General features: G+C 66.4%; 23 protein-coding genes and 1 riboswitch. Of the genes, 14 read left to right on the top strand and 9 right to left on the bottom strand.

Features of this window, described 5'->3' with window-relative positions:
- Positions 1-386, bottom strand: a 386-nt coding sequence (locus A5658_RS15395; RefSeq protein ID WP_156751486.1) for an NAD(P)H-binding protein, incomplete at its 3' end; no start/stop codon positions are given.
- 183 nt (positions 387-569) lie between these two features.
- Here A5658_RS15395 and A5658_RS15390 point away from each other — a divergent pair.
- The 6 genes from A5658_RS15390 (at position 570) to A5658_RS15365 (ending at position 5,892) form a co-directional block, all read left to right on the top strand.
- Entirely contained in the window at positions 570-1,640 is a 1,071-nt protein-coding gene (locus tag A5658_RS15390) for a type III polyketide synthase (RefSeq protein WP_067336650.1), read from the top strand.
- 3 nt (positions 1,641-1,643) lie between these two features.
- Entirely contained in the window at positions 1,644-2,144 is a 501-nt protein-coding gene (locus A5658_RS15385) for an isoprenylcysteine carboxyl methyltransferase family protein (RefSeq protein ID WP_067336597.1), read from the top strand.
- Positions 2,141-3,157: an NAD(P)/FAD-dependent oxidoreductase gene (locus A5658_RS15380; RefSeq protein ID WP_067336593.1), complete on the top strand. Its 1,017-nt coding sequence runs from the start codon at positions 2,141-2,143 to the stop codon at positions 3,155-3,157. Before A5658_RS15385 ends, A5658_RS15380 begins: the two co-directional genes overlap by 4 nt.
- Before the next feature lie 177 nt (positions 3,158-3,334).
- Positions 3,335-4,375: a type III polyketide synthase gene (locus tag A5658_RS15375; protein WP_156751485.1), complete on the top strand. Its 1,041-nt coding sequence runs from the start codon at positions 3,335-3,337 to the stop codon at positions 4,373-4,375.
- A 3-nt stretch (positions 4,376-4,378) separates the two neighbouring features.
- Positions 4,379-4,879, top strand: coding sequence for an isoprenylcysteine carboxyl methyltransferase family protein (locus tag A5658_RS15370; protein WP_067336586.1), 501 nt, complete (start codon positions 4,379-4,381; stop codon positions 4,877-4,879).
- A complete protein-coding gene (locus tag A5658_RS15365; protein WP_067336583.1) occupies positions 4,876-5,892 on the top strand; it encodes an NAD(P)/FAD-dependent oxidoreductase in 1,017 nt (338 codons plus the stop codon). Before A5658_RS15370 ends, A5658_RS15365 begins: the two co-directional genes overlap by 4 nt.
- 75 nt (positions 5,893-5,967) lie before the next feature.
- Here A5658_RS15365 and A5658_RS15360 read toward each other — a convergent pair whose 3' ends face one another.
- On the bottom strand, positions 5,968-6,756 hold the full coding sequence (locus tag A5658_RS15360) for a crotonase/enoyl-CoA hydratase family protein (protein ID WP_067336580.1): 789 nt from the start codon (positions 6,754-6,756) through the stop codon (positions 5,968-5,970).
- Positions 6,753-7,901, bottom strand: a complete 1,149-nt coding sequence (locus A5658_RS15355) for a thiolase family protein (RefSeq protein ID WP_067336577.1) — start codon at positions 7,899-7,901, stop codon at positions 6,753-6,755. The genes A5658_RS15360 and A5658_RS15355 overlap by 4 nt, the downstream gene beginning before the upstream one ends.
- 97 nt (positions 7,902-7,998) lie before the next feature.
- Between A5658_RS15355 and A5658_RS15350 the strand changes: the two genes are divergently transcribed.
- Positions 7,999-8,652, top strand: coding sequence for an SDR family oxidoreductase (locus A5658_RS15350; RefSeq protein ID WP_067336646.1), 654 nt, complete (start codon positions 7,999-8,001; stop codon positions 8,650-8,652).
- 30 nt (positions 8,653-8,682) lie between these two features.
- Positions 8,683-8,894, top strand: a riboswitch (cobalamin riboswitch).
- Positions 8,895-9,024: 130 nt separating this feature from the next.
- Positions 9,025-11,298: a 5-methyltetrahydropteroyltriglutamate--homocysteine S-methyltransferase gene (gene metE, locus A5658_RS15345; RefSeq protein ID WP_067336642.1), complete on the top strand. Its 2,274-nt coding sequence runs from the start codon at positions 9,025-9,027 to the stop codon at positions 11,296-11,298.
- A gap of 40 nt (positions 11,299-11,338) precedes the next feature.
- Here the strand turns inward: metE and A5658_RS15340 are convergent, their stop codons facing one another.
- Positions 11,339-13,075, bottom strand: a complete 1,737-nt coding sequence (locus A5658_RS15340; RefSeq protein WP_067336574.1) for a DUF3556 domain-containing protein — start codon at positions 13,073-13,075, stop codon at positions 11,339-11,341.
- A gap of 116 nt (positions 13,076-13,191) precedes the next feature.
- Here A5658_RS15340 and A5658_RS28850 point away from each other — a divergent pair, with 116 nt between their 5' ends.
- Together A5658_RS28850 and A5658_RS15330 are read left to right on the top strand one after the other, a co-directional pair.
- Complete coding sequence (locus A5658_RS28850) at positions 13,192-13,656, top strand: hypothetical protein (protein WP_231997335.1); 465 nt, start codon at positions 13,192-13,194, stop codon at positions 13,654-13,656.
- Entirely contained in the window at positions 13,653-14,042 is a 390-nt protein-coding gene (locus A5658_RS15330) for a thiol-disulfide oxidoreductase DCC family protein (protein ID WP_082993190.1), read from the top strand. The genes A5658_RS28850 and A5658_RS15330 overlap by 4 nt, the downstream gene beginning before the upstream one ends.
- Here A5658_RS15330 and A5658_RS15325 read toward each other — a convergent pair.
- The 4 genes from A5658_RS15325 to A5658_RS15310 are packed head-to-tail and all read right to left on the bottom strand — an operon-like array spanning position 14,039 to position 16,987.
- A complete protein-coding gene (locus A5658_RS15325) occupies positions 14,039-14,638 on the bottom strand; it encodes a TetR family transcriptional regulator (protein WP_067336567.1) in 600 nt (199 codons plus the stop codon). The genes A5658_RS15330 and A5658_RS15325 overlap by 4 nt on opposite strands.
- A complete protein-coding gene (locus A5658_RS15320) occupies positions 14,635-15,408 on the bottom strand; it encodes an SDR family NAD(P)-dependent oxidoreductase (RefSeq protein ID WP_067336563.1) in 774 nt (257 codons plus the stop codon). The genes A5658_RS15325 and A5658_RS15320 overlap by 4 nt, the downstream gene beginning before the upstream one ends.
- Entirely contained in the window at positions 15,405-15,902 is a 498-nt protein-coding gene (locus A5658_RS15315) for a VOC family protein (protein WP_067336560.1), read from the bottom strand. The genes A5658_RS15320 and A5658_RS15315 overlap by 4 nt, the downstream gene beginning before the upstream one ends.
- Complete coding sequence (locus tag A5658_RS15310; RefSeq protein WP_067336556.1) at positions 15,902-16,987, bottom strand: dihydrodipicolinate reductase; 1,086 nt, start codon at positions 16,985-16,987, stop codon at positions 15,902-15,904. Before A5658_RS15310 ends, A5658_RS15315 begins: the two co-directional genes overlap by 1 nt.
- 57 nt (positions 16,988-17,044) lie before the next feature.
- Here A5658_RS15310 and A5658_RS15305 point away from each other — a divergent pair, with 57 nt between their 5' ends.
- Positions 17,045-17,902, top strand: coding sequence for an SDR family NAD(P)-dependent oxidoreductase (locus tag A5658_RS15305; RefSeq protein ID WP_067336553.1), 858 nt, complete (start codon positions 17,045-17,047; stop codon positions 17,900-17,902).
- 101 nt (positions 17,903-18,003) lie between these two features.
- Positions 18,004-19,359 carry an FAD-dependent oxidoreductase gene (locus A5658_RS15300; protein ID WP_067336549.1) on the top strand — a complete coding sequence of 452 codons (1,356 nt, stop codon included), beginning with the start codon at positions 18,004-18,006 and terminating at the stop codon, positions 19,357-19,359.
- Here the strand turns inward: A5658_RS15300 and A5658_RS15295 are convergent.
- Positions 19,343-19,858, bottom strand: a complete 516-nt coding sequence (locus A5658_RS15295) for a DoxX family protein (RefSeq protein WP_067336546.1) — start codon at positions 19,856-19,858, stop codon at positions 19,343-19,345. The two genes, A5658_RS15300 and A5658_RS15295, sit on opposite strands and share 17 nt — an antisense overlap.
- Before the next feature lie 138 nt (positions 19,859-19,996).
- Between A5658_RS15295 and A5658_RS15290 the strand changes: the two genes are divergently transcribed.
- Positions 19,997-21,553 carry a pyruvate, phosphate dikinase gene (locus A5658_RS15290; RefSeq protein ID WP_067336636.1) on the top strand — a complete coding sequence of 519 codons (1,557 nt, stop codon included), beginning with the start codon at positions 19,997-19,999 and terminating at the stop codon, positions 21,551-21,553.
- Positions 21,550-22,110 (top strand): hypothetical protein, encoded by a 561-nt coding sequence (locus A5658_RS15285; RefSeq protein WP_067336543.1) that lies wholly within the window; start codon positions 21,550-21,552, stop codon positions 22,108-22,110. The genes A5658_RS15290 and A5658_RS15285 overlap by 4 nt, the downstream gene beginning before the upstream one ends.
- Positions 22,111-22,113 lie beyond the last annotated feature (3 nt).

The raw sequence follows: 22,113 nt of genomic DNA, 5'->3' as shown, positions 1-22,113 counted from the left end.
TCGGCGCGGCTGCTCAGGTGCTCGGACAGCCCACCTTCGCAAGGGACAAAGCCCCCCAGGTAAACGATCCGGCGCACCCCCGCAGTTTTCGCGGCGGCGGCGACATTTGCGGCGGACGTCCGGTCGGCGTCGCGAAAACCGGGCTGACCGATTGCGTGCACCAAGTAATAGAGGACGTCGATCGGGCCGGCTTCGGCCAGCGCGGCGTGCGCCGAGTCGAGGTCCGCGGCGTCCAGCGTCACGACCGTGACATCGTCGAACCATCCGACCTGGGTCAGCCGCGCAGGGTCGCGCGTGGCGGCCAGCACCTGGTGCCCCGCCGTGAGTAGCGCTGTGACCAGTCGCGACCCGACATATCCGGTAGCGCCGGTCACCAGAATTCGCACAGTCTCAACCTACCGATCGTGATGCCCGCTGAAGCCCGAGTCCAGTGGTTGCCCCCTTGTGCCAGCGGGCAAACCGGTTAGACGCACGTTGAACGAGCCCTAGTCGCAACGGTATTGAACCAACTCGGGGGCGGCATCGTAGTTGTGTATGTGGACAAGCCAACGGCCACTGGACATCCGGTGATGCGCGACGTACAGACATTGTCAGCCAACACGGCAGCAACGCCGTCCGTCGCCGGGGTGGCGGTCGAGTTCCCGCCACACCGACATAGCCAGGACGAGGTGATCGCGGCCCTGGCCGACTTCGCCGGCCCCGAATTTCGACGGTTCGCCGCCACCAGCGGCGTCGAGACACGCCAACTTGCGCTGCCACTGGCGCGGTACGGCGAAATCAGCGGCTTCACCGAAGCCAACGATGCCTATCTCGACACCGCGCTCGAGTTGGGTGAGCGAGCGCTGCTGTCAGCGCTGGATTCCGCCAACATCAAGCCTTCCGAAGTAGACGTCGTTTTCTCGACGACGGTGACCGGTCTCGCCGTGCCCTCGTTGGAGGCGCGGCTGATGACCCGGGTCGGCCTACGCCCGGATGTCAAGCGTGTCCCACTGTTCGGTCTGGGCTGCGTCGCTGGCGCCGCCGGCCTCGCGCGGGTGTACGACTATCTTGTCGGGTACCCCGATCACGTCGCGGCGTTGCTCGCGGTCGAACTGTGCTCGTTGACAATTCAGCGTGAGGACCATTCGCTCGCAAACCTGGTCGCCTCCAGCCTATTTGGCGACGGGGCCGGCGCCATCATCGCGACCGGCGCCGACCGGCCAGCCATTGGCCCGAAAGTGCTGGGCACCCGGAGTCGGACCTACCCGGACACCGAGGGCGTGTTGGGCTGGAACATCGGCACCGCGGGATTCGAAATCGTGTTGTCCGTCGAGATCGCCAGCGTTGTCGAGAAACACATGGGCGAAGACGTCGGCAAGTTTCTCGCCGAGCATGGCCTGACCACCACGGACATCTCGACGTGGGTAGTTCACGCCGCAGGCCCCAAGGTGATCGACGCGGTGCAGAATGCACTGGAGCTTCCTGCAGACGCTCTGGCGGGTACTCGGAATTCCTTGCGCGACAACGGAAATCTGTCGTCCGTCTCGGTGCTCGATGTGCTTCGTCCCGTGATGGCCGACCCGCCGCCGCCCGGTTCCTACGGGCTGATGATCGCGATGGGACCCGGTTTCAGTTCCGAACTCGTGCTGCTCGGTTGGTAGGCGATGTACTACCTGCTGATCCTGGCGGTCGGGATCGAACGGCTTGCGGAGCTGATCGTCGCTAAACGTAATGCGCGGTGGGCTTTTGCTCACGGCGGCAAGGAGTTCGGCCACAACCACTATCCGGTCATGGTCGCCATCCACACCGCACTGCTGCTGGGGTGCGTCGTCGAGGTGTGGGCGTTGCACCGGCCCTTCCTCCCGTGGCTGGGCTGGCCGATGCTGACACTGGCTGTCCTGAGCCAGGTGCTGCGGTGGTGGTGCATAACGACTTTGGGTCACCGGTGGAACACGCTGGTGATCGTGCTGCCGGAGGCGCCGCTGGTACAGCGGGGCCCGTACCGTTGGCTGCATCACCCGAACTACGTGGCCGTCGTCGTGGAAGGGTTTGCGCTACCGCTGATCCACACCGCCTGGCTGACCGCGGTCTGCTTCACCGTGGCCAACGCGCTGCTGCTCACGGTCCGGATCAGGATCGAGAACTCCGCGCTCGGGTACGCATGAGTACATACGACGCCGATCTGCTGGTCGTCGGCGGCGGGCCCGGCGGACTCGCCACGGCGTTACACGCTCGCCGGCAAGGACTTTCGGTGATCGTGGCCGAGCCGAGGGACACGCCGATCGACAAAGCCTGCGGCGAGGGTCTGATGCCCGGCGGCCTGGCCGAACTGGCGACACTGGGCGTCGACCCGATCGGTATGCCGTTGCGCGGCATCGCCTACCTGAACGAACATCGTCGCGCCGAAGCGGATTTTCGCAACGGTTCAGGTCGGGGTGTTCGGCGCACGACGTTGCATGCCACGCTGGCGTCACGCGCCAAAGAACAAGACACCGAATGGATCTCGGCGCGAGTGACGACTGTGGAGCAAGATGCCCACGGCGTGACGGCCGCGGGTGTGCGCGCGAAATGGATGGTGGCCGCCGACGGATTGCACTCGCACGTGCGCTCGGCCGTCGGCATCGACGCGGTGCCCGGGACGCCGCGCCGCTACGGGGTGCGCTGGCACTACCGAGTGCCGGCGTGGTCGGACTTCGTCGAGGTGCACTGGTCGCGCTGGGGCGAGGCCTATGTGACGCCGGTCGAGCCCGATCTGGTCGGCGTGGCGATCCTGTCTCGTCGCCGTCCCGAACTTGAATGGTTCCCACGGCTGGCACACCATCTGCATGGCGCCAGCCGTGGGCGAGCACGAGGGTGCGGGCCGATGCGACAGGTGGTATCCCGGCGCGTCGCCGGCCGGGTCCTGCTGGTCGGCGACGCGGCCGGATACGAGGATGCTCTGACCGGCGAGGGTGTCAGCCTCGCCGTCAAACAAGCCCGCGCGGCCGTGGCCGCCATCACCGGCGAAACGCCGCTCGCTTACGAACGGGCTTGGCATCGGATCACCCGTGACTACCGACTACTCACCCGTGGCCTAGTCCTGGCGACGCTGCCACCGGTGAGCCGGCGTGGAATCGTGCCTGCCTGCACCGTGCTACCCGGGGTATTCAAGCAGGCAGTGGACATATTGGCGCGCTGAGTGGGCCCCGTGCCCCGAGTCCCTACCCTCGATTCAGTGCGAAGCCGAGGTTCCAATATGCTGTACTTTAATACCAGTAATCGGATAGGCGATCAAAGCGGCCTGCCCGCGAGTTATCACGTGGATACGAGCACACATGTCCTCTGACCTGCCCGGAATGCACGGGGGAACGCCGACGTGACCCCATCCCCATCTGTCGCAGCCGTGGCCATTGAGTATCCGCCGCACCAGGTCGGCCAGCGCGAGGCACTGTCCGGCCTGACGGGATTCGGCGGGCCGCAGTTCGACCGGTTTGGCGCCAGCGCCGGCGTGGAGAGGCGCCGCATCGCCATGCCGCTGGTCAACTATGGCACCTTGAGCGGTTTCACCGAGGCCAACGACATCTTCATCGAGACCGCTCTGGAGCTCGGCGAGCGCGCAATCCTGGCAAGCCTGGATGCCGCGAATGTCACGCCCGACGAGGTCGACGTCGTGTTCTCGACGACGGTGACCGGGCTGGCGGTGCCCACGCTGGAGGCCCGGTTGGCGTCGCGGCTGGGATTGCGGCCCGACGTGAAGCGGGTACCGCTGTTCGGCCTGGGTTGTGTGGCCGGGGCCGCCGGTGTGGCCCGCATGCACGACTACCTGCTGGCGTTTCCCGACCACGTGTCGGTGTTGCTCGCTGTTGAACTGTGCTCATTGACTCTGCAGCGGGACGACAGCTCGATCGCCAATTTGGTGGCGGCCAGCCTGTTTGGTGACGGCGCCGGCGCCGTCGTCGCCAAGGGAGCTGCCCGGACACCGACGGGGCCCAGGGTGCTGGCCACCCGCAGCCGGCTCTATCCCGATACCGAAGACGTGATGGGCTGGGACATCGGCAGCACCGGCTTCAAGATCAAGCTCTCGTCCGAGGTGGCGACCGTTGCGGAGAAGTACGTGGGTGACGACGTCCGCAACTTCCTGAACGAGCACGGCCTGACGCCCGACGACATCTCCACCTGGGTCTGCCACCCCGGTGGGCCGAAGGTGATCGAGGCGATCGAGAACACCCTCGATCTTCCGGTGAATGCGATGGACCACACGCGGAAGTCGCTGCGTGACAACGGGAATCTTTCGTCAGTGTCGGTACTGGACGTGCTTCGGGCGAACATGGCCGAGCCACCGCCGCCGGGATCGTTCGGGCTGATGATCGCCATGGGTCCGGCGTTCTGCTCGGAACTCGTGCTGCTCGGCTGGTAGCTGGTGTACTACCTGCTGATCCTGGCGATCGGCGTCGAGCGATTAGCCGAACTGACCCTCTCCAAACGGAATGCGCGGTGGGCTTTTGCCCACGGCGGCAAGGAGTTCGGCCACAACCACTACCCGGTGATGGTCACCATCCACACCGCACTGCTGCTGGGGTGCGTCGTCGAGGTGTGGGCGTTGCACCGGCCCTTCCTCCCGTGGCTGGGCTGGCCGATGCTGACACTGGCTGTCCTGAGCCAGGTGCTGCGGTGGTGGTGCATAACGACTTTGGGTCACCGGTGGAACACGCTGGTGATCGTGCTGCCGGAGGCGCCGCTGGTACGGCGCGGTCCGTACCGTTGGCTGCATCACCCGAACTACGTGGCCGTCGTCGTGGAAGGGTTTGCGCTACCGCTGATCCACACCGCCTGGCTGACCGCGGTCTGCTTCAGCCTGGCCAACGCGTTACTGCTCACGGTCCGGATCAGGATCGAGAACTCCGCGCTCGGGTACGCATGAGTACATACGACGCCGATCTGCTGGTCGTCGGCGGCGGGCCCGGCGGACTCGCCACGGCGTTACACGCTCGCCGGCAAGGACTTTCGGTGATCGTGGCCGAGCCGAGGGACACGCCGATCGACAAAGCCTGCGGCGAGGGTCTGATGCCCGGCGGCCTGGCCGAACTGGCGACACTGGGCGTCGACCCGATCGGTATGCCGTTGCGCGGCATCGCCTACCTGAACGAACATCGTCGCGCCGAAGCGGATTTTCGCAACGGTTCAGGTCGGGGTGTTCGGCGCACGACGTTGCATGCCACGCTGGCGTCACGCGCCAAAGAACAAGACACCGAATGGATCTCGGCGCGAGTGACGACTGTGGAGCAAGATGCCCACGGCGTGACGGCCGCGGGTGTGCGCGCGAAATGGATGGTGGCCGCCGACGGATTGCACTCGCACGTGCGCTCGGCCGTCGGCATCGACGCGGTGCCCGGGACGCCGCGCCGCTACGGGGTGCGCTGGCACTACCGAGTGCCGGCGTGGTCGGACTTCGTCGAGGTGCACTGGTCGCGCTGGGGCGAGGCCTATGTGACACCGGTCGAGCCGGACCTGGTTGGCGTGGCCATCCTGTCCCGCAGGCGGCCCGATCTGGCCTGGTTCCCGCGGCTCACCCGGCGACTGCGCGACGCTGGACGTAGCCGGGCCCGCGGCTGCGGCCCACTGCGGCAAGTGGTTTCGCGCCGGGTGGCCGGGCGCGTGGTACTGGTCGGCGACGCAGCCGGCTACGAGGACGCGCTCACCGGCGAAGGCGTCAGCCTGGCCGTCAAGCAGGCTCGGGCCGCGGTGGCCGCCATCGTCGACGGCAACCCGTCGTCGTACGAGGCGGCCTGGCGTCGAATCACCCGTGACTATCGGATACTCACCCGCGCCCTGGTGCTGACCACCGCCACGCGCGCCGGGCGGCGCGCGGTCGTCCCCGCGTCGGCGATGCTTCCCGGCGTGTTCAGCCAGGCGGTGAACAGGTTGGCGCGCTAGGTCTTTGGCGGCGACCCGTCCCCCGCAAGCGGGAGGTGCCCCCGGCGACCTGCTACGCCGCTCTTGCGTGCGCCGCTAGCGCGCCTTCCAGACCGGCGGACGCTTCTCGGCGAACGCCAACGGCCCTTCCTTGGCGTCCTCGGTGCGCAACAGCGCGCCGAACTCGCGCGTGGTGCGGGCCCAACTCGGTTCCTCGTGCGGAATGACGCCGTCGTCGACGCCGTACGCGATCCGCTTGCTGGCCTGGACCGACAGCGGCGCGTTGACGGTGATCCGCTTGGCAAGCGCCAGTGCGGCTTCCAGCACGGTGCCGTCGGGTACCACCTGATTGATCAGTCCCCAGCCGGCGGCTTCAGTGGCGCTGATCGGCTCGCCGGTCAGCAGCATCTGCATGCCCACCTTTTGGGGGAGCTGCTGTGCGATACGGAACACGCCGCCCGCACCCGCGATCAGGCCCACCTTGACTTCAGGCAGTCCGAACTGCGCGCGTTCCTCGGCCACTACCAGATCACTGGCCAGCGCCAACTCGGTGCCACCGCCCAGCGCGGTGCCGTTTACCGCCGCGATCGTCGGCTTGTCGATGAAGTGGTGCACGTAACCCGCAAAGCCCCACTCGCCGTGGTCGGGGTGATACAGGTTCTCGCGTCGCGCGATCGCCTTGAGATCCGCTCCCGCACAGAAGGACTTGTCGCCGGCACCGGTGAGCACCACCGCCCGGACATCGGGGTCGTGCTGCGCCTGCTCGAGCGCATCACCGACCCCGATGCTGACGGCCCCGTTGACGCAGTTGCGCGCCTCCGGCCGGTTGATCGTGATGACGACGACGTCGTCGCGACGCTCAACGAGCACCGCAGGTTCGGTCACAACAGCTCCACGATGGTGGCGTTGGCCTGGCCGCCGCCCTCACACATGGTCTGCAGGCCATAACGAATTCCCTTGTCCCGCATGTGATACAGCATCGTCGTCATGATCCGGGCGCCCGATCCACCGAGCGGGTGGCCAAGCGCGATCGCGCCGCCGTTGGGGTTGAGTTTCTTCTCGTCGGCGCCGATGTCCTTGAGCCAGGCCAACGGCACTGGCGCGAACGCCTCGTTGACCTCGAACACGCCGATGTCTTCCAGCGACAACCCGGAACGCTTCAACGCTTTCTGGGTGGCCGGGATCGGCGCGGTCAGCATGATGACCGGGTCGGCGCCGGCCAGGACGGCGGTGTGCACCTTGGCAATCGGGTTGAGCTTCAACTCCTTTGCCTTCTCGGCGGACATGAACAGCAGCGCCGCCGAGCCGTCGGAGATCTGGCTGGAGTTACCGGCGTGAATCACGCCGTCCTCCTTGAAGGCGGGCTTGAGCTGAGCCATTTTCTCGATCGGAGTGCCGCGCCGGATGCCCTCGTCCTTGAGGACGACGTTTCCGTCCTGGCCCTTGATGCCCACGATCTGGTCGTCGAAGGCTCCGGAATCCTGTGCCGCCGCAGCCTTTTCGTGCGAGCCCAGGGAGAACTCGTCGACCGCGGTCCGGTCGAAGCCCCACTGCTCGGCGATCATCTCCGCGCCGATGCCCTGGTTCGGGATCTGGCCGTGATAGCGGTCCAGGAATGCCTGCGAGTACGGGCGTCCGCCGTTGGCCAGCGAGGCGCCCATCGGGGTGCGCGACATCGATTCGACGCCCCCGGCGACAACGACGTCGTAGTGGCCGGCGATCACGCCGGCGGCGGCGAAGTGGATCGACTGCTGACTGGACCCGCACTGGCGGTCGACGGTCACGCCGGGGACCGTCTCGGGCCAGCCGGCCGTCAGTGCCGCGGTGCGGGCGATGTCGAGGGCCTGTTCTCCGGCCTGCATGACGCAGCCCCAGATCACGTCGTCGACGATCCCGGGGTCGATGCCGGCCTTCTGGACCAGCCCGTTGAGGACCTGCGCGGACAGGTCGGCGGCGTGGACGCCGGACAGCCCACCGTTCCGCTTGCCGACAGGTGAACGAACTGCCTCGACGATCACTGCTTCAGCCATGGCTATCTCCTTTGACATAAGGGCTTGCACTGATTGTTGACCAACCGCTTAGTTGGGTCGTCGCCGGGGTGCCCTACCGGTGGGTACCGTCGAAGGCATGTTGCGCATCGTCATCGTCGGCGGCCACGGCAAAGTGGCGCTGCATCTGGCCCGCATCCTGAAAAACCGCGGCGACGAGGTGACGTCGGTCTTCCGCAATCCCGCTCACGCCGGGGACGTCGGTGCGACCGGCGCCCATCCCGTCGTGGCCGATATCGAGCATCTCGACACCGACGCATTGGCCGATCTGGTCGCCGGACACGACGCGGTGGTGTTCTCCGCCGGCGCCGGCGGCGGCGATCCCACCCGCACCTACGCCGTCGACCGCGACGCCGCGATCCGGGTGGTCGATGCCGCCGCGCAGGCCGGCGTCAAGCGGTTCGTCATGGTGTCCTACTTCGGTGCCAGACCCGATCACGGTGTAGCAGAAGACAATTCGTTCTTCCACTACGCCGAGGCGAAAGCCGCCGCCGACGCTCATCTGCGCGCCACCGACCTGGACTGGACCGTACTGGGTCCGGGCCGGCTCACGCTGGAGCCGTCCACCGGCCGGATCGAGGTCGGCGCCGACACGGCCGAAAAGGCAGAGGTGTCGCGGGAGGACGTCGCGTTGGTGGCCGCTGCCGTCCTGCACGACCCGTCGACGATTCACCGCACCATCGACTTCAACAACGGCGACCTGCCCATCGCAGAAGCGCTGGCCAACCGCTAATCTGAACCTCGCAGTCGGTCTGCCGGTTTCGTCGTCCGCGACGGAGTAGGCGTCGAGCGAAGCATGTTAGACGTGCTTCGTAAGAGGGAACCCGGTGAGAGTCCGGGACTGTCCCGCAGCGGTATGCAGGAACGACCGCCGTCAATAGCACTGATCTCGCGATCGGGAAGCGACGGCCATTAGGAGCACCACCAGGTGCGCGCCTGTGAGTCCGAAGACCTGCCGACCGTGCCGGGCGCGCCGCGTCTGGCGGCTCACCGCCTCGTGGAATGGGCGTCTGGCCGTAACGGTTGCAGTGTCCGTGTGCGCTGCCCCGGATCGGTTGTGCGTCCGTTGGCGGTGACCACCCCGTCGAGTGAATGGACGAAAACCGTGACCGCAATACCGTTTACCGCCACCGTTACCGGTTCTCCGCGCATCGGCCCGAAGCGCGAACTCAAGCGCGCCACCGAGAGCTACTGGAAGGGCAAGACCAGTCGAGCGGAGCTGGAAAAGGTCGCCGCCACCATCCGCCAGGACACCTGGGCGCAGCTGACCGGTGCCGGCTTGGACTCGGTGCCGGTGAACACCTTTACCTACTACGACCAGGTGCTCGACACCGCGGTCCTGCTCGGTGCGTTGCCCGAGCGGGTGCAGTCCGTCGCCGACGACCTCGACCGCTATTTTGCCGCCGCTCGCGGCAACGGCGACGTCGCTCCACTCGAAATGACGAAGTGGTTCGACACCAACTACCACTACATCGTCCCGGAGATCGGGCCGAAGACGACGTTCTCGCTTCACCCGGAGAAGGTTCTCGCAGAACTCAAAGAGGCCCAGAGCCAAGGCATTCCGGCCCGCCCGGTGGTCATCGGCCCGCTGACGTTCCTGCTGCTGAGCAAGGCCGTCGACGGCGCGGGTGCACCGATCGAACGCCTCGACGAGCTGGTGCCGCTTTACATCGACCTGCTGGGTCAGCTCGCCGACGAGGGCGCAGAGTGGGTCCAGCTCGACGAGCCGGTGTTGGTCACCGATATCTACACCGACGCCGCGGCGCTCGCGGAGAAGGTCTACACCGCGCTGGGCGCAGCGAAGAAGCGCCCGGCCATCCACGTCGCCACCTACTTCGGTGACCCCGGCACCGCTCTGCAAGCGTTGGCCCGCACCCCGATCGAGGCGATCGGGGTCGACTTGGTCTACGGCCCCGACACCGCGATCGTCACGGTCCCCGAGCTGGCCGACAAGACCCTGGTCGCCGGCGTGGTCGACGGCCGCAACATCTGGCGCACCGACCTGCAGTCGGCGCTGAGCAAGCTGGACAGCCTGTTGGGTTCGGTTGGGGCTGTTGCGGTATCCACGTCGTGCTCGACGCTGCACGTGCCGTACTCGCTCGAGCCGGAGACCGACCTGGACGACGCGCTGCGCGGCTGGCTGGCCTTCGGCGCCGAGAAGGTGCACGAGGTCGCCACGTTGGCCAAGGCGCTCAAGGAGGGTCGCGACGCGGTGGCCGACGAGATCGCGCAGTCCAACGCCGCCGTCGCCTCGCGCAAGAAAGACCCGCGGCTTAACAACGGGAAAGTGCGTGAGCGGCTCGACGCGATCGCACAGTCCGGTGGCAGCGAACGCGGTCCGGCCGCCAAGCGCCGGGAAGCGCAGAACGACCGCTTGCACCTGCCGCCGCTACCCACGACCACCATCGGGTCGTTCCCGCAGACCGTCGAGATCCGCAAGGCGCGCGCCGCGCTGGTCGCCGGTGAGATCGACGAGGCCGAGTACACCAGGCGGATGCGCTCCGAGATCGCCGGTGTGATCAAGCTCCAGGAGGACTTGGGCCTGGACGTGCTGGTCCACGGTGAGCCGGAACGCAACGACATGGTCCAGTACTTCGCCGAGCAATTGGAGGGCTTCTTCGCCACCAAACTCGGCTGGGTGCAGTCCTACGGCAGTCGGTGCGTGCGCCCGCCGGTGCTCTTCGGCGACGTGATCCGTCAGCACCCGATGACGGTGGAGTGGGCCAAGTACGCGCAGTCGCTGACCGACAAGCCGGTCAAGGGCATGCTCACGGGTCCGGTCACGATCCTGGCGTGGTCCTTCGTCCGTGACGACCAGCCGTTGGCCGACACCGCCAACCAGGTGGCACTGGCGATCCGTGACGAGACGGTGGACCTGCAGCAAGCCGGCATCGCCGTGATCCAGGTCGACGAGCCCGCGCTGCGAGAGTTGTTGCCGCTGCGCGACTCCGACAAGCCGGCGTACCTGGATTGGGCGGTCGGTGCGTTCCGGCTGGCGACGTCGGGTGTCGCGGACTCGACGCAGATCCACACGCACCTGTGCTACTCGGAGTTCGGCGAGGTGATCGGCGCCATCGCCGACCTGGACGCCGACGTCACCTCGATCGAGGCGGCCCGCTCGCGGATGGAGGTGCTCGACGACTTGAATTCGGCCGGCTTCTCGAACAGCGTCGGACCGGGCGTCTACGACATCCACTCACCGCGGGTGCCGAGCACCGACGAGATCACCCAGTCGTTGCGCCGGGCTCTGAAAGCCGTTCCGGCTGAACGCCTTTGGGTCAATCCGGATTGCGGCCTGAAGACCCGCAACTCCGACGAGGTCAACGCATCGCTGGCCAACCTGGTCGCCGCAGCCAAGGAAGTCCGCGCAGGAGCGTAGGCACACGGCGAGCAGTCCCCCGCAAGCGGGGGACTGCTCGTCAGTCTTGCGCCACGTGAATCGGAACGGTGTCGTCCCAGGGCTGCCGGGTCACCATGTCCGACACCCGGACGTAACCGCGCTCGAATTCGCCTGTGGCAGCGTCGACTAGCCGATATTGCTGGGTCTGCCGGTGGATCGGCTGAGCGTCCAGCATCACCACGCGGACCTCCCCCGGTTCGAAGTGACACCGCTTCTGCAGCGCGGCGACCAGCTGCTCGTTGCTGAAATGGCCGTCGCCGAAGTTCCACCCGATGGCGGTGCTGGTGACGCGCTCGCCGTCGGTCAGCACGTAGTCGTCCTCGTTCTGGCCGGCCATCGCACGGTGCGCCAAGGTGAACAGCGCCCGGCCGTGAGTATTGAACGCGCGGAACGCATATCCCATGTACATCGGGATCTGCGCGGCTTCCTTGCTGCCGTAGAACTTCTCCAGTTGCGCGGCCGGCATGCTCGCGATCGCGACGATCCGTTCGGCAATCTTCGCCTCGGCCAACGGCTTGATGCACCACAGCGTGGTGTCCCAGTTGCCGGCGTAGTAGCGCATGCCGGGAAGGAACGACACCTTGCGCGGGAACAGGTTTCCGGTCACCACCGTCCCCGCGACGACCGCCAGCAGCAGCAGCGGCAGCGGGGTAGTCAGGTCGCTCAGCCCCACCGAGGCGTGTCCGACGAACAGCGCGAGAACGCTGAACATCATGAACACGTTCCACTCCAGCGGCACACCCATCGGGATCGACGACAGGATCCCGAAGTGGAAGCACAGCATCACGAATGCCGCGATCGCAGTGGGCCAGCCACCATGGCTGAAGAACAACACCAACGGCACCAATCCCTCGATCGCCGTGCTGAAGTGGGCTAGCCAACGCGACCGCCAGCCGGGTCGCAGGTCGTCTGGAAAGTGTTCGAAGAATGAGCGTTTGAGGGATTTCGTGCGAAACAGCGGGTTGTTGCTCATCATCGTCGAGATGACGAACGGAAAATGCTTGTTCAGTTTCGACGTGGCCGCGCCCAGCCAGATCACCAAGCACACCAGCTTGGCTCCCAGGATGAGGTCCACCCCGTAGCCGGCGAACAGGAACGCCACCGTGAACGAGGCGTACACCTCGCCGCGGGCGGCCAGGAAGATGACCTTGTCGCGCAGACCCAGCACCGCGAGCACGCCCAGCACCGCCCAGATCTGCCACGCCGGCAGCACGCCGACCGCGGTGCCCAGCGCCGGCATCGGGCCGGTGCCGTCGGAGAAGATCGCGATGGTCAGCAGCGCCAGCAGCGCGCCGTAGAGCAGCGCGTCGAACGGGGTACGACTATCACCCTTCGTCAACGGGATCCGGCCCGGCCACGGGGGCAGCCGGATGGTGCCGGGCCGCAACCAGTACAGGATCGAACCCAGCGGCGGGAAGAAGCGGTTGTTCAGCGGGCCGAACCCACAGCCGAGCCCGACCACCTCGAACAGCATCGTGAAGAGCACGACCTTCTCGAACACGATCGGCTCGGCGTACCAGTGCGCGACGTTCGTGAAGCCAGAGAGCCCTCCAGTGCCGGTCGTGGTCAGGGCCACCAGCCAGCCCGCCACGATGTAGAGCAGGATCTTGACGACGTAGAACAGGTGCAGCAGCACGGGGGTGCCGAAGCCCACCTCAGCCCAGTGCCGGGCCATCGGGATGATCTTTTCGGAGCGGGTGCCCTTGCTCCATTCCTCGAAGTCGATCTGCGGGGTGTCCTGCTTCAGAAATCCCATGGCGGCAAGACTAGAACGTGTTCTAGCCGGATGGTTCCCAAATCTCGCGAGAACCCTTGATTACTACGTTACGTAGTAGTAGAACGGAGGGCAGGCACACAGGACGGTGATCCGCGATGACAACTCGACTTCCGCAGCCATCCGATTCTGCCGGGCGTTATCTGCGCTGGGCGGCAATAGCTTTCGCCATTGGTTGGGGTGTCCACGTCGTCGACCATCTCCGACGCGGCATGTCGGCGTCACCGCAGGCCGTGATGGTCGGGGGCACGATTCAGGGCGTGTTCGTCGTGATCGCGGTCGTTATGGCGCTCACCGGCCGCGATCGAGCTCCGCAATGGGCGATGGCCGTCGGCTTCGGCAGCGCGGTCCTGTTCACCTACGCCCACATTTTGCCCAACTACTTCCCCGCCATCCAGGACAGCTTCGTCTCGGGCCCGCGCATCAACGTGACGTGGCTCTCCTGGGTCAGCGCCGCGGCCGAGATCGGCACCGGCATCGTGTTCGCAATCGCAGGCATGCGGGCTCGCTGCCCGTCGGGCGTAAGCTCGGTAGTGCAACTACGGCGGAAGGTACCGCGATGAACGCACTACCAACCGGCACGCTGTTTTTCGACGGAGCGTGTGGAATGTGCACGCGCTCCAAGGATTTACTGCTGAAATTCGATCGCACCGGCAAGATACACGCCGAGCCCCTGCAAGGGCCTGGGGTCGCCGAACGCCTCGGCGTCGAGCCGACCAGCCTGCTGGATGCGGTGCGATGGATCGACGCCAACGGCACGGTGTACGAAGGCGCCGAGGCCGCCAATGCCGCGCTCTCCACCGCGATCGGTAGCCGAATCCCGTTGGCGGTCTATCGAATTCCCGGCATTCGTTTCATCGAAGACGGCGTCTACCGCTGGGTGGTCGCTCACCGGTACAAGTTCCCGGGGACGACGCCGTACTGCGAGTCCCATCCCGCCGCTTGCTAGCGTTTGCGCTGCCAGTGCGGGCTTTTGACCGCCTCGAGTGCCTCGGTGACGTAACGGCCGAGGGCCCGCGGTTTCTTGCTCGATTGGCGGACCCATTGCTGGAACGCGAAATCGGCTGCCGCAAAGGCTAATTGCACCAGCAGGGCCGGCCGCATATCGCTGTCGGAGTTGACCCCCATCCGCGCGGCGATCAACGTGGTTGCCCGTTCCTTGTCGGCGGGCAGATGCACGGTCAGCTTGCCGAGCAAATCGGGAGCAACCAGCAGTGCCGCCCGCCACTCTTCGGTGTCGGCGACACCGAACGACCGGGTGCGAGTGATGATGGCGTTGATCAGCGCCACGTCGGGCTGCTCGGCGGCCGGCCGTTCTTGGAGCAGGGCGACGATCGCGGTGCCGCCGTGCCGGACCGGGGCCAGCAGAAGCTCTTCCTTCGCGGGCACATACCGAAAGAAAGTCCGCGGCGAAACCCCTGCGGCCGAAGCGATTTCCTCGGTCGTGACGGCGTCGTAGCCACGCTCGACGAACAGCCGGAACGCGGCCCGACGAATGTCGGCCAGAATTTGCGCCCGCTGCCGGTCGCGCAGCGACCCGGTCATCGAAAGCAGCCGATCCCGCCGTCGACGTGGATGGTTTGGCCGGTGATGAAGGTCGCATCGCCGCTGAGCAAAAACGACACCAGCGCGCCCACGTCGTCGCGGACATGCCCGATCCGCTTCATCGGCACGCGCCCCACCGCCTTGTCATACTCCTTGGGAGCGAACGATTTCCACAGCTTCACGCCGTCGGATTCGGCGAACGGGCAGACCACGTTGACGCGGATGTTGTCCCGGCCCCATTCCAGCGCAGCGACTTTCGACAACCCGCGAATGGCTTCCTTGGCCGCGGCATATCCGCCCCACTTCGGCTCTCCCCCGGTGCCGGTGCCCGAGCCGAGATTGACGATCGACCCGCCACCCGCCTCGACCATCAGCGGGTATACCGCCTGCATGAGCAGGAAGCTCGCCCGCGGTCCGACGTCGTGGCCGAGGGCGAAATCCTCTGCGGTGATGTCGGCGAATGCCTTGGGCTCGTTGGTCGCGATCGCGTTGTTGACCAGTCCGTGCACGGCGCCGAACACGTCGACGGCTTTGGCGACGATGCGGTGGGCTGATTCGGGATCGCGCAGGTTCGCGACCAGTTGCTCGACACGGCCGGCCGCCCTCAACTCCTCGGTGGTTGCGGCCAGCTTCTCTTCTTGGATGTCGACCAGCAGCACCGCCGCACCGCGTTCGAGCAACGCGGCGGCGATGCCTTTGCCGACGCCCTGGGCGCCACCGGTGACGATCGCGATGTGGCCGCGCATCGAATCGGGGTGGGTGTAGCTCATGCGGCCGGTCCCATCCGCAGCGCCACACCACGGTGCATCTCAAAGGTGCTGCGCGCACCGCCGGGTAGTTCGATGAATTCGACCGGGGTTCCGTCCGGGTCCTTGACGAAAAACATTCTCACACCGCCGATCTCGAAGGGATCCTGGTCGGGCGCATAGCCGGCCGCGCGGATGCGGCGATGGGTGTCGTCGAGGTCGACGACCGACAGCGAGATGTTCTGGATTCCGGTGATGCCGCGTCGGACCGGTTTGTCGGTGGCGGGCTTGGCGCCCAGCGACAGCAATTCGACCATCAGCCCGCCCAACAGGCCGCCGACCACCCGGCCCTCCTGTTGGCGCGTCGCGTGCAGCGCCGCGTCGAAAGGCTCTCCAGAGATCAGGGTTTCGAAGACGACGTCCATGCCCAGCGCGTCGCGGTAGAACGCCAAGGCGCGGTCCATGTCGGTCACGCCGACGACGAGGTGGCAGAACGAGAGGTCGGTCAGGACGGCCATCAGCTACTCGACGCGAGAGCGACGGCCGGTCGACCGGCGAACAGCGGCAGGTCCAGGTAGGTCTTGATGCCGGGTTCGGCGGCGCAGACGTCGGGGATGGCGTTGACGCAGTGGTTGGCGGTGACCACCACGCCGGGGTTCTTCACCAGTCCCTCGGCGATCGTCTCCGGCTGCAATCCCTTGAAAGTGAGCTTCACCGGCGGGTCACCGGTGACCTCGACCTCGAAGCGTTCGCCGACACCACCGAAATCCCAGGCCGGATCGAGGTTTTCCTCGCCCATCAACCAGTTGACCGCGGCCGTGATCACCGGCTCGCCGTCGACCAGCGCCTGCCAACGGAATCGGCGCGCGGCGACGCTGCCCTTGGTGATCGGGAACGGCGCGTAGTCGATCTCGGCGGCGGCCACCGCCACGTCCTGGATGGTTCTGATGTTCGGGTCGATGCGAAAACCCATGTGGTCGGCGATCATTCGCACGGACTGCTTGAAGCCGGCGTCCAGCAGGCCGGCCATGGGTCCTTCCATCGCTTCTTTCGGGGTGCCGCCGAAGCCCATGATGTGGCGCACTACGTCTGGCGCGTTGTAGGTGCGGATGTCGGAGAACTCCTCGGCGCGCACGTGGGTGACGGCCGAGCACAGCGACGAGATCATCAGCGGGAAACGCTCGGTGATGCCGCCGGGATGGATGCCGGACCCGTGCAGCGTCACCCCGGCTTCGACGGCGGCGTCGGCGACCGCTTGGTGGCGCGGGTTACCGGGATCGGGGTAGACCCAGCCAACCGGCGTGACGACGTTCTTGCCGGATCGCAGGATCGCGATCACCTCGTCGTCGTTGGGAATGAGCGGGCTGTACACCACGCAGTCGGCGTCGAGCGCGAGCACGTCGTCGAGGCTGGAAGTGGCCGTGACGCCCAATGTTTCCGTGCTGCCAAGGATCTCGCCGACGTCGCGGCCGTGTTTGGCGGCGCTGTGCACCCAGCAACCGGCCAACTCGAGCTGCGGATGGTTGAGCACGCATTCGATGGCGGCCTTCCCGACGCCGCCGGTAGCCCATTGGACGACGCGCAACTTGGCGGGATTACTCATGCGTGGCACAGTATGACCAGCTGGCAGTCACTGTCAACGATGACGGAGGGTCGACGCATGGGCATTCTCGACGGCAAGGTCGCGATCGTCACCGGCACGAGCCGAGGAGTCGGAGTCGGCATCGCCCACGAGTTGCTGCGGGCGGGTGCCACCGTAGTCGGCTGCTCGCGGTCGCCGCTCGACGCCATACCGGGCATCGACGCCGAATGGGCGCCGCGGGCGTCACAGCGGGTCTGCGACCAAGGCGACTACCACTCGATCGACTCCTTCGTCGCCGACGTGGTGGGCGCCCACGGCCGTGTCGACATCCTGGTGAACAACGCCGGGGGGACGGTCCCGGCTCCGCACGTGGAGAGCATTCCCGAACTGGTGCAACGCATTCAGGGCGCGCCACCCAGCGACAACGAGTTCGAGCGCACCGCCCTGTTTCACGCGTTCGCTGTGCAGATGAACCTGATCAGCCCCCTGTGGTTCGCCATCCGGGTGTACCGGCAGATGGCGACCCAGGACGGGGTGGGGAGCATCATCAACATCTCCAGCGGCGCCGGACATCCGGCGGGCTCGCCGACGCTGGTGTCCTACGGCGCGGCCAAGAGCGGGCTGAACCAGCTCACCCGTTCGCTGGCCCAGGAGTGGGGGCCGAAGGTCCGGGTCAATTGCGTCGCGCTGGGCCCGACGATGACCGAGAACTTCCGGTCGTTCGTGCTGCCGAAAGACGACCCGACCGGTGAAAAGTATTTCGCCGCCGTGCCATTGCAGCGTGCCGGCGAGCCCGAAGAGGTCGGCCGGGTGTGCGTGTTTCTGGCCGGCGGGACGGCGGACTTCGTCAACGGCACGACGATCGAGTGCGACGGCGGCATGCTCCCCGGGGTGCTCTACGAGGCCGGCCTGAAGACCATCACCGACCTGCTGTAGCCGAAGCCAGCGGCCGGATCTGCCAGTTTCCGGATTTCCGCATCTCGATCGGTGTAATTTGCTGCTGAATTCCCACGCCCTCGCACGATTGGGGCCAAGCCATGCGAGATGTCGACTATTGCGTTGTCGGTGCGGGATTCGCCGGTTTGACGGCGGCCCTGCGGCTGAAACAGGCGGGCCGCTCGGTGGCCGTGCTGGAGGCCCGGGATCGAGTTGGCGGGCGCACCTACACCGAGGTCTGCAGCGATGGATCGTGGATCGATCGTGGTGGCGCGTGGATCGGGCCGGGCCAGGACCGCGTGTACGCGTTGATGGACGAATTCGGTGTGCCGTCCTACAAGCAGTACGTCGATGGCAAGTCGATGATGATCGTCGACGGCAAGCAGCACCGCTACGCCGGCACAATCCCTTGGACGCTGAACCCCTGGGCGACAATGAATCTCGGCTTCGGGTTGAGCAAGGTGCGGCGAATGTGCCGCTCGATCCCGACGGACGCCCCATGGCAGGCGCGCAAGGCCGCCGAGTGGGACCGAATCAGTCTGGCCGCCTGGCTGGACAAGAACGTCCTGTCGCGGCAGGCCCGCGACATGTTGGACGTGGCACTGGCCGGTCCGTACACCTCGGCCGCATCAGAGGTGTCGTTGCTGTGGGTGCTGCACCAGATGTCGTCGGCCGGCGGACCGGACTTCGTCGTGTCCAGCAAGGACGGCTCCCAGGATTCCCGTCCGGTCGGCGGGATGGGCGCCATCTATCGACCGGTGGCCGCCGAACTCGGCGACGCCGTGGCGCTGTCGCAGCCGGTGCGCGACATCGCCCAGGACGCCGACGGAGTCACCGTCCAATCCGAGGGCCAGAGCGTGCGCGCGCGACGGGTGATCGTGGCCGTTCCGCTGGCCATCGCCGGCCAGATCAACTACCGGCCGACGCTGCCGATTGACCGGTCGTATCTGAACCAGCGAATGCCCAGCGGCGCCATCGTCAAGATCTCGGTCGTCTACGACGAGCCGTTCTGGCGCGCCGATGGCCTGTCCGGCCAGACCGTCGCACCGGGATCGATGTCCACCCTGACCATCGATGCCTGCTCCGACGCCGGCACCCCCGGGGTCCTGTGCGTCATTACCGAAGGCCCGGCAGCACGGCGGCTGGCCCGACTTGTCCGGGCGGACCGCAGAGCGGCGGTGATACGTGAGTTGGTCGAACGGTTCGGGGACAAGGCCAATTCGGTCGTGGACTACCACGAACAGGATTGGAGTCTGGACCGCTATTCCGGTGGCGGGATGATCAGCCACGCACCACCCGGTGTGCTGACCGAATTCGGCTACACCCTGCGGGAGCCGTGCGGGCGCATCCACTGGGCCGGGACGGAGAGCTCGCCCATCATGTGCGGATGGGTGGACGGCGCCGTCCGCTCGGGGGAGCGCGCCGCCGACGAAGTGCTGGCTACTGAGATTGCTTGACCGGCGGCCGGTAGAACAGCGCCAGCTGGCCCAGCGCCCCACCGATACCCAGCAGCAATGAGCCGAACAGTCCGTGCCAACCCGGGTGGAACAGCTGCGGGCCGAAGATCTGGTAGTCCAGGCTCAGCTTCCCGGGGCCCGTCGTAGCGATGATCACCGCAGTCGTGGCCAGGATCAGGTTGTACTCCCAGCCCTCCTTGACGATGAAGAAGCCGTTGTGGCGGTGCACTGTCCACGCGGCGACCAGCATCAGCGCCACGAACCCAGCGGCCGGGATGGGGGTGAGCAGGCCTGCGGCCAAGCCCAGTCCGGCGGCGATTTCGGTGGTCGCGGCGACGACAGCCTGGAATGTGCCGTACTTCATCCCGATGCTCTCGAACCAGCCGGCGGTTCCGGGGATCCGTCCCCCGCCGAAGAATTTGTTGTAGCCATGCGCGGCCAGCGTCAGGCCCAGCACTAGCCGCAGGATCAGTAACCCAACGTCATAGGCATCATTCATAGACGTCAACCTAGATCATCGGGTAGGCACGGGATACGCAGAGGTATCCTGCCAGCCGCACCCGACACAAAAGGAGCGACCCATCAAGATCGCGATCATCGGAGGTCGAGCCTGAACTGGTCCATGTCCACACGCCCGGTGATCCTGCTGGACGGCGCCGCCTCGGCTTCGTCTGAGGTTCTTGGGCACAAGGGGCACGGCATCGACATGATGCGGCGCAACGGTCTACCGGTGCCGCCCGCGTTCTGCATCACCGCCGAGGTGGGGGCGCGTTATCGCGCCGCACCCGACGCCGTCATCGGCGACATCTGGGATGACGTTCTCGATGGGATTCGCGCACTGGAAGCCGCGACATCGCGGACGTTCGGCAGCGGGCCACGTCCGCTGCTGATCAGCGTTCGCTCGGGTGCCGCCGTGTCGATGCCCGGCATGATGGACACCCTGCTCGATCTCGGTTTCAACGACGACGTCGAAAATGCTTTGGCCGCCGAAGTTTCGAGCTCCTTCGCTCGTGACTCGCGGCGGCGCTTCTCCGAGTCTTTCACGCACATCGTGACCGGCGCCGTGCCCGACGACCCTTTTACGCAATTGCGCGCCGCGATCGAGGCGGTATTCGACTCCTGGGATTCGCCGCGGGCGACGGCCTACCGATCACACCACGGCCTCGACGATCGGGGCGGCACCGCGGTCGTGGTGCAGGCGATGGTGTTCGGCAATCTCGGGCCTGATTCCGGTGCGGGCGTGATATTTTCGCGCAATCCGATCACCGGCGCAGAGGAGAAGTTCGGCGAGTGGCTGCCCGGCGGCCAGGGCGACGATGTGGTATCCGGTACGGTCGACGTCGAGCCGATCATTCGTCTGCGTGAACAGTTGCCCGCCGCCTATGCCGAATTAGTAAGCGCCGCAGAGTCATTAGAGCGTTTGACGGCAGAAGTACAGGAGATCGAGTTCACCATTCAAGCCGGCACGCTGTGGCTGCTGCAGACCCGGGCCGCGAAGCGCTCCGCCCAGGCCGCGGTGCGACTGGCACTACAGCTGCTGAAGAACGGCCTGATCGACGAGGCCGAGACGTTGCGGCGGGTGACGCGCACGCATGTCGAGGCCTTGCTGCGGCCGTCGTTGCAGCCGGAAACCCGATTGACTGCCGAGCTTTTGGCCACCGGGTTACCCGCTGGCCCCGGCGTCGCGTCGGGGCGCGCCTACACCGAGGTGGACGCTGCTATCGAGGCCGCCGACCGCGGTGAGGACGTCATCCTGGTTCGCCACCACACCAGCCCCGACGACATCCACGGCATGCTGGTCGCGCGCGGAATCGTCACCGAGACTGGCGGTGCCACCAGCCACGCGGCCGTGGTCAGCCGCGAGCTGGGCCGGGCGGCGGTGGTCGGCTGCGGTAGCGGAGTCGGCGAGTCACTGGCCGGCAGGCTGGTCACCGTCGACGGCAACCTGGGTGAGGTACGCTCGGGCAGCCTCGAGTTGTCAGCGTGGTCCGAGGACAGCACCCCCGAGCTTCGTGAATTAGCCGACGTGGCAAGGCGAGTCAGCCCGCTGCGGGCGCATGCCAGCGGCGACTATCCGCGCCTGGACCGTCATTCCGAGATTGCGGTGCGCACCGCGATGGCAATCGGGCACCATGACGTGGTTTCTGACAGCCCGCTACTGGCGATGCTGGAAGCCATCCGAGTCTCGTCATGACCGAATTGGCTGCGTTGCAGGCGGTTCGGCTGAAAGGCCGGATGCGCCGCGACGATCTGGATTCCGATCTTGTCGATAGGTTGGTTGCGTCGGGCTTATTGGTCGACGGAGCGATGGTGCGGCTGAGCCCGGAAGGTCGCGAACACCTTGGTCAGTTGTTGGCCGTCGAGCGGTCGTCGATTGATTCGACCGCTCTGTTGGCTGCCTACGACGAATTCTGTTCCGTGAACACAGAATTCAAGGCGCTGGTCACGGACTGGCAGCTCCGGGACGGCCAGCCCAATACCCATGACGACACCGACTACGATGCCGGCGTGCTGGCCCGCCTCGACGAGGTGCACCGACGTGTGATGCCGATTGTGGCGGCCGTTGCCGCGGAATTGCCGCGACTGGGCCACTATTCGGTGAAGTTGCAGGCAGCGCTGGATCGCGTGCATGCAGGCGAGACGATGTGGCTGTCCCGTCCGCTGATCGACTCCTATCACACCGTGTGGTTCGAGCTGCACGAAGAGCTGATCTTGGCCGCGGGCCTGACCCGCGAAGCCGAAGACGCGTAAGCG

It is taken from the genome of Mycobacterium sp. 1245111.1 (assembly GCF_001673405.1).
Classification (GTDB): Bacteria; Actinomycetota; Actinomycetes; order Mycobacteriales; family Mycobacteriaceae; genus Mycobacterium.
This window is presented reverse-complemented; position numbering and strand designations above follow the sequence as displayed.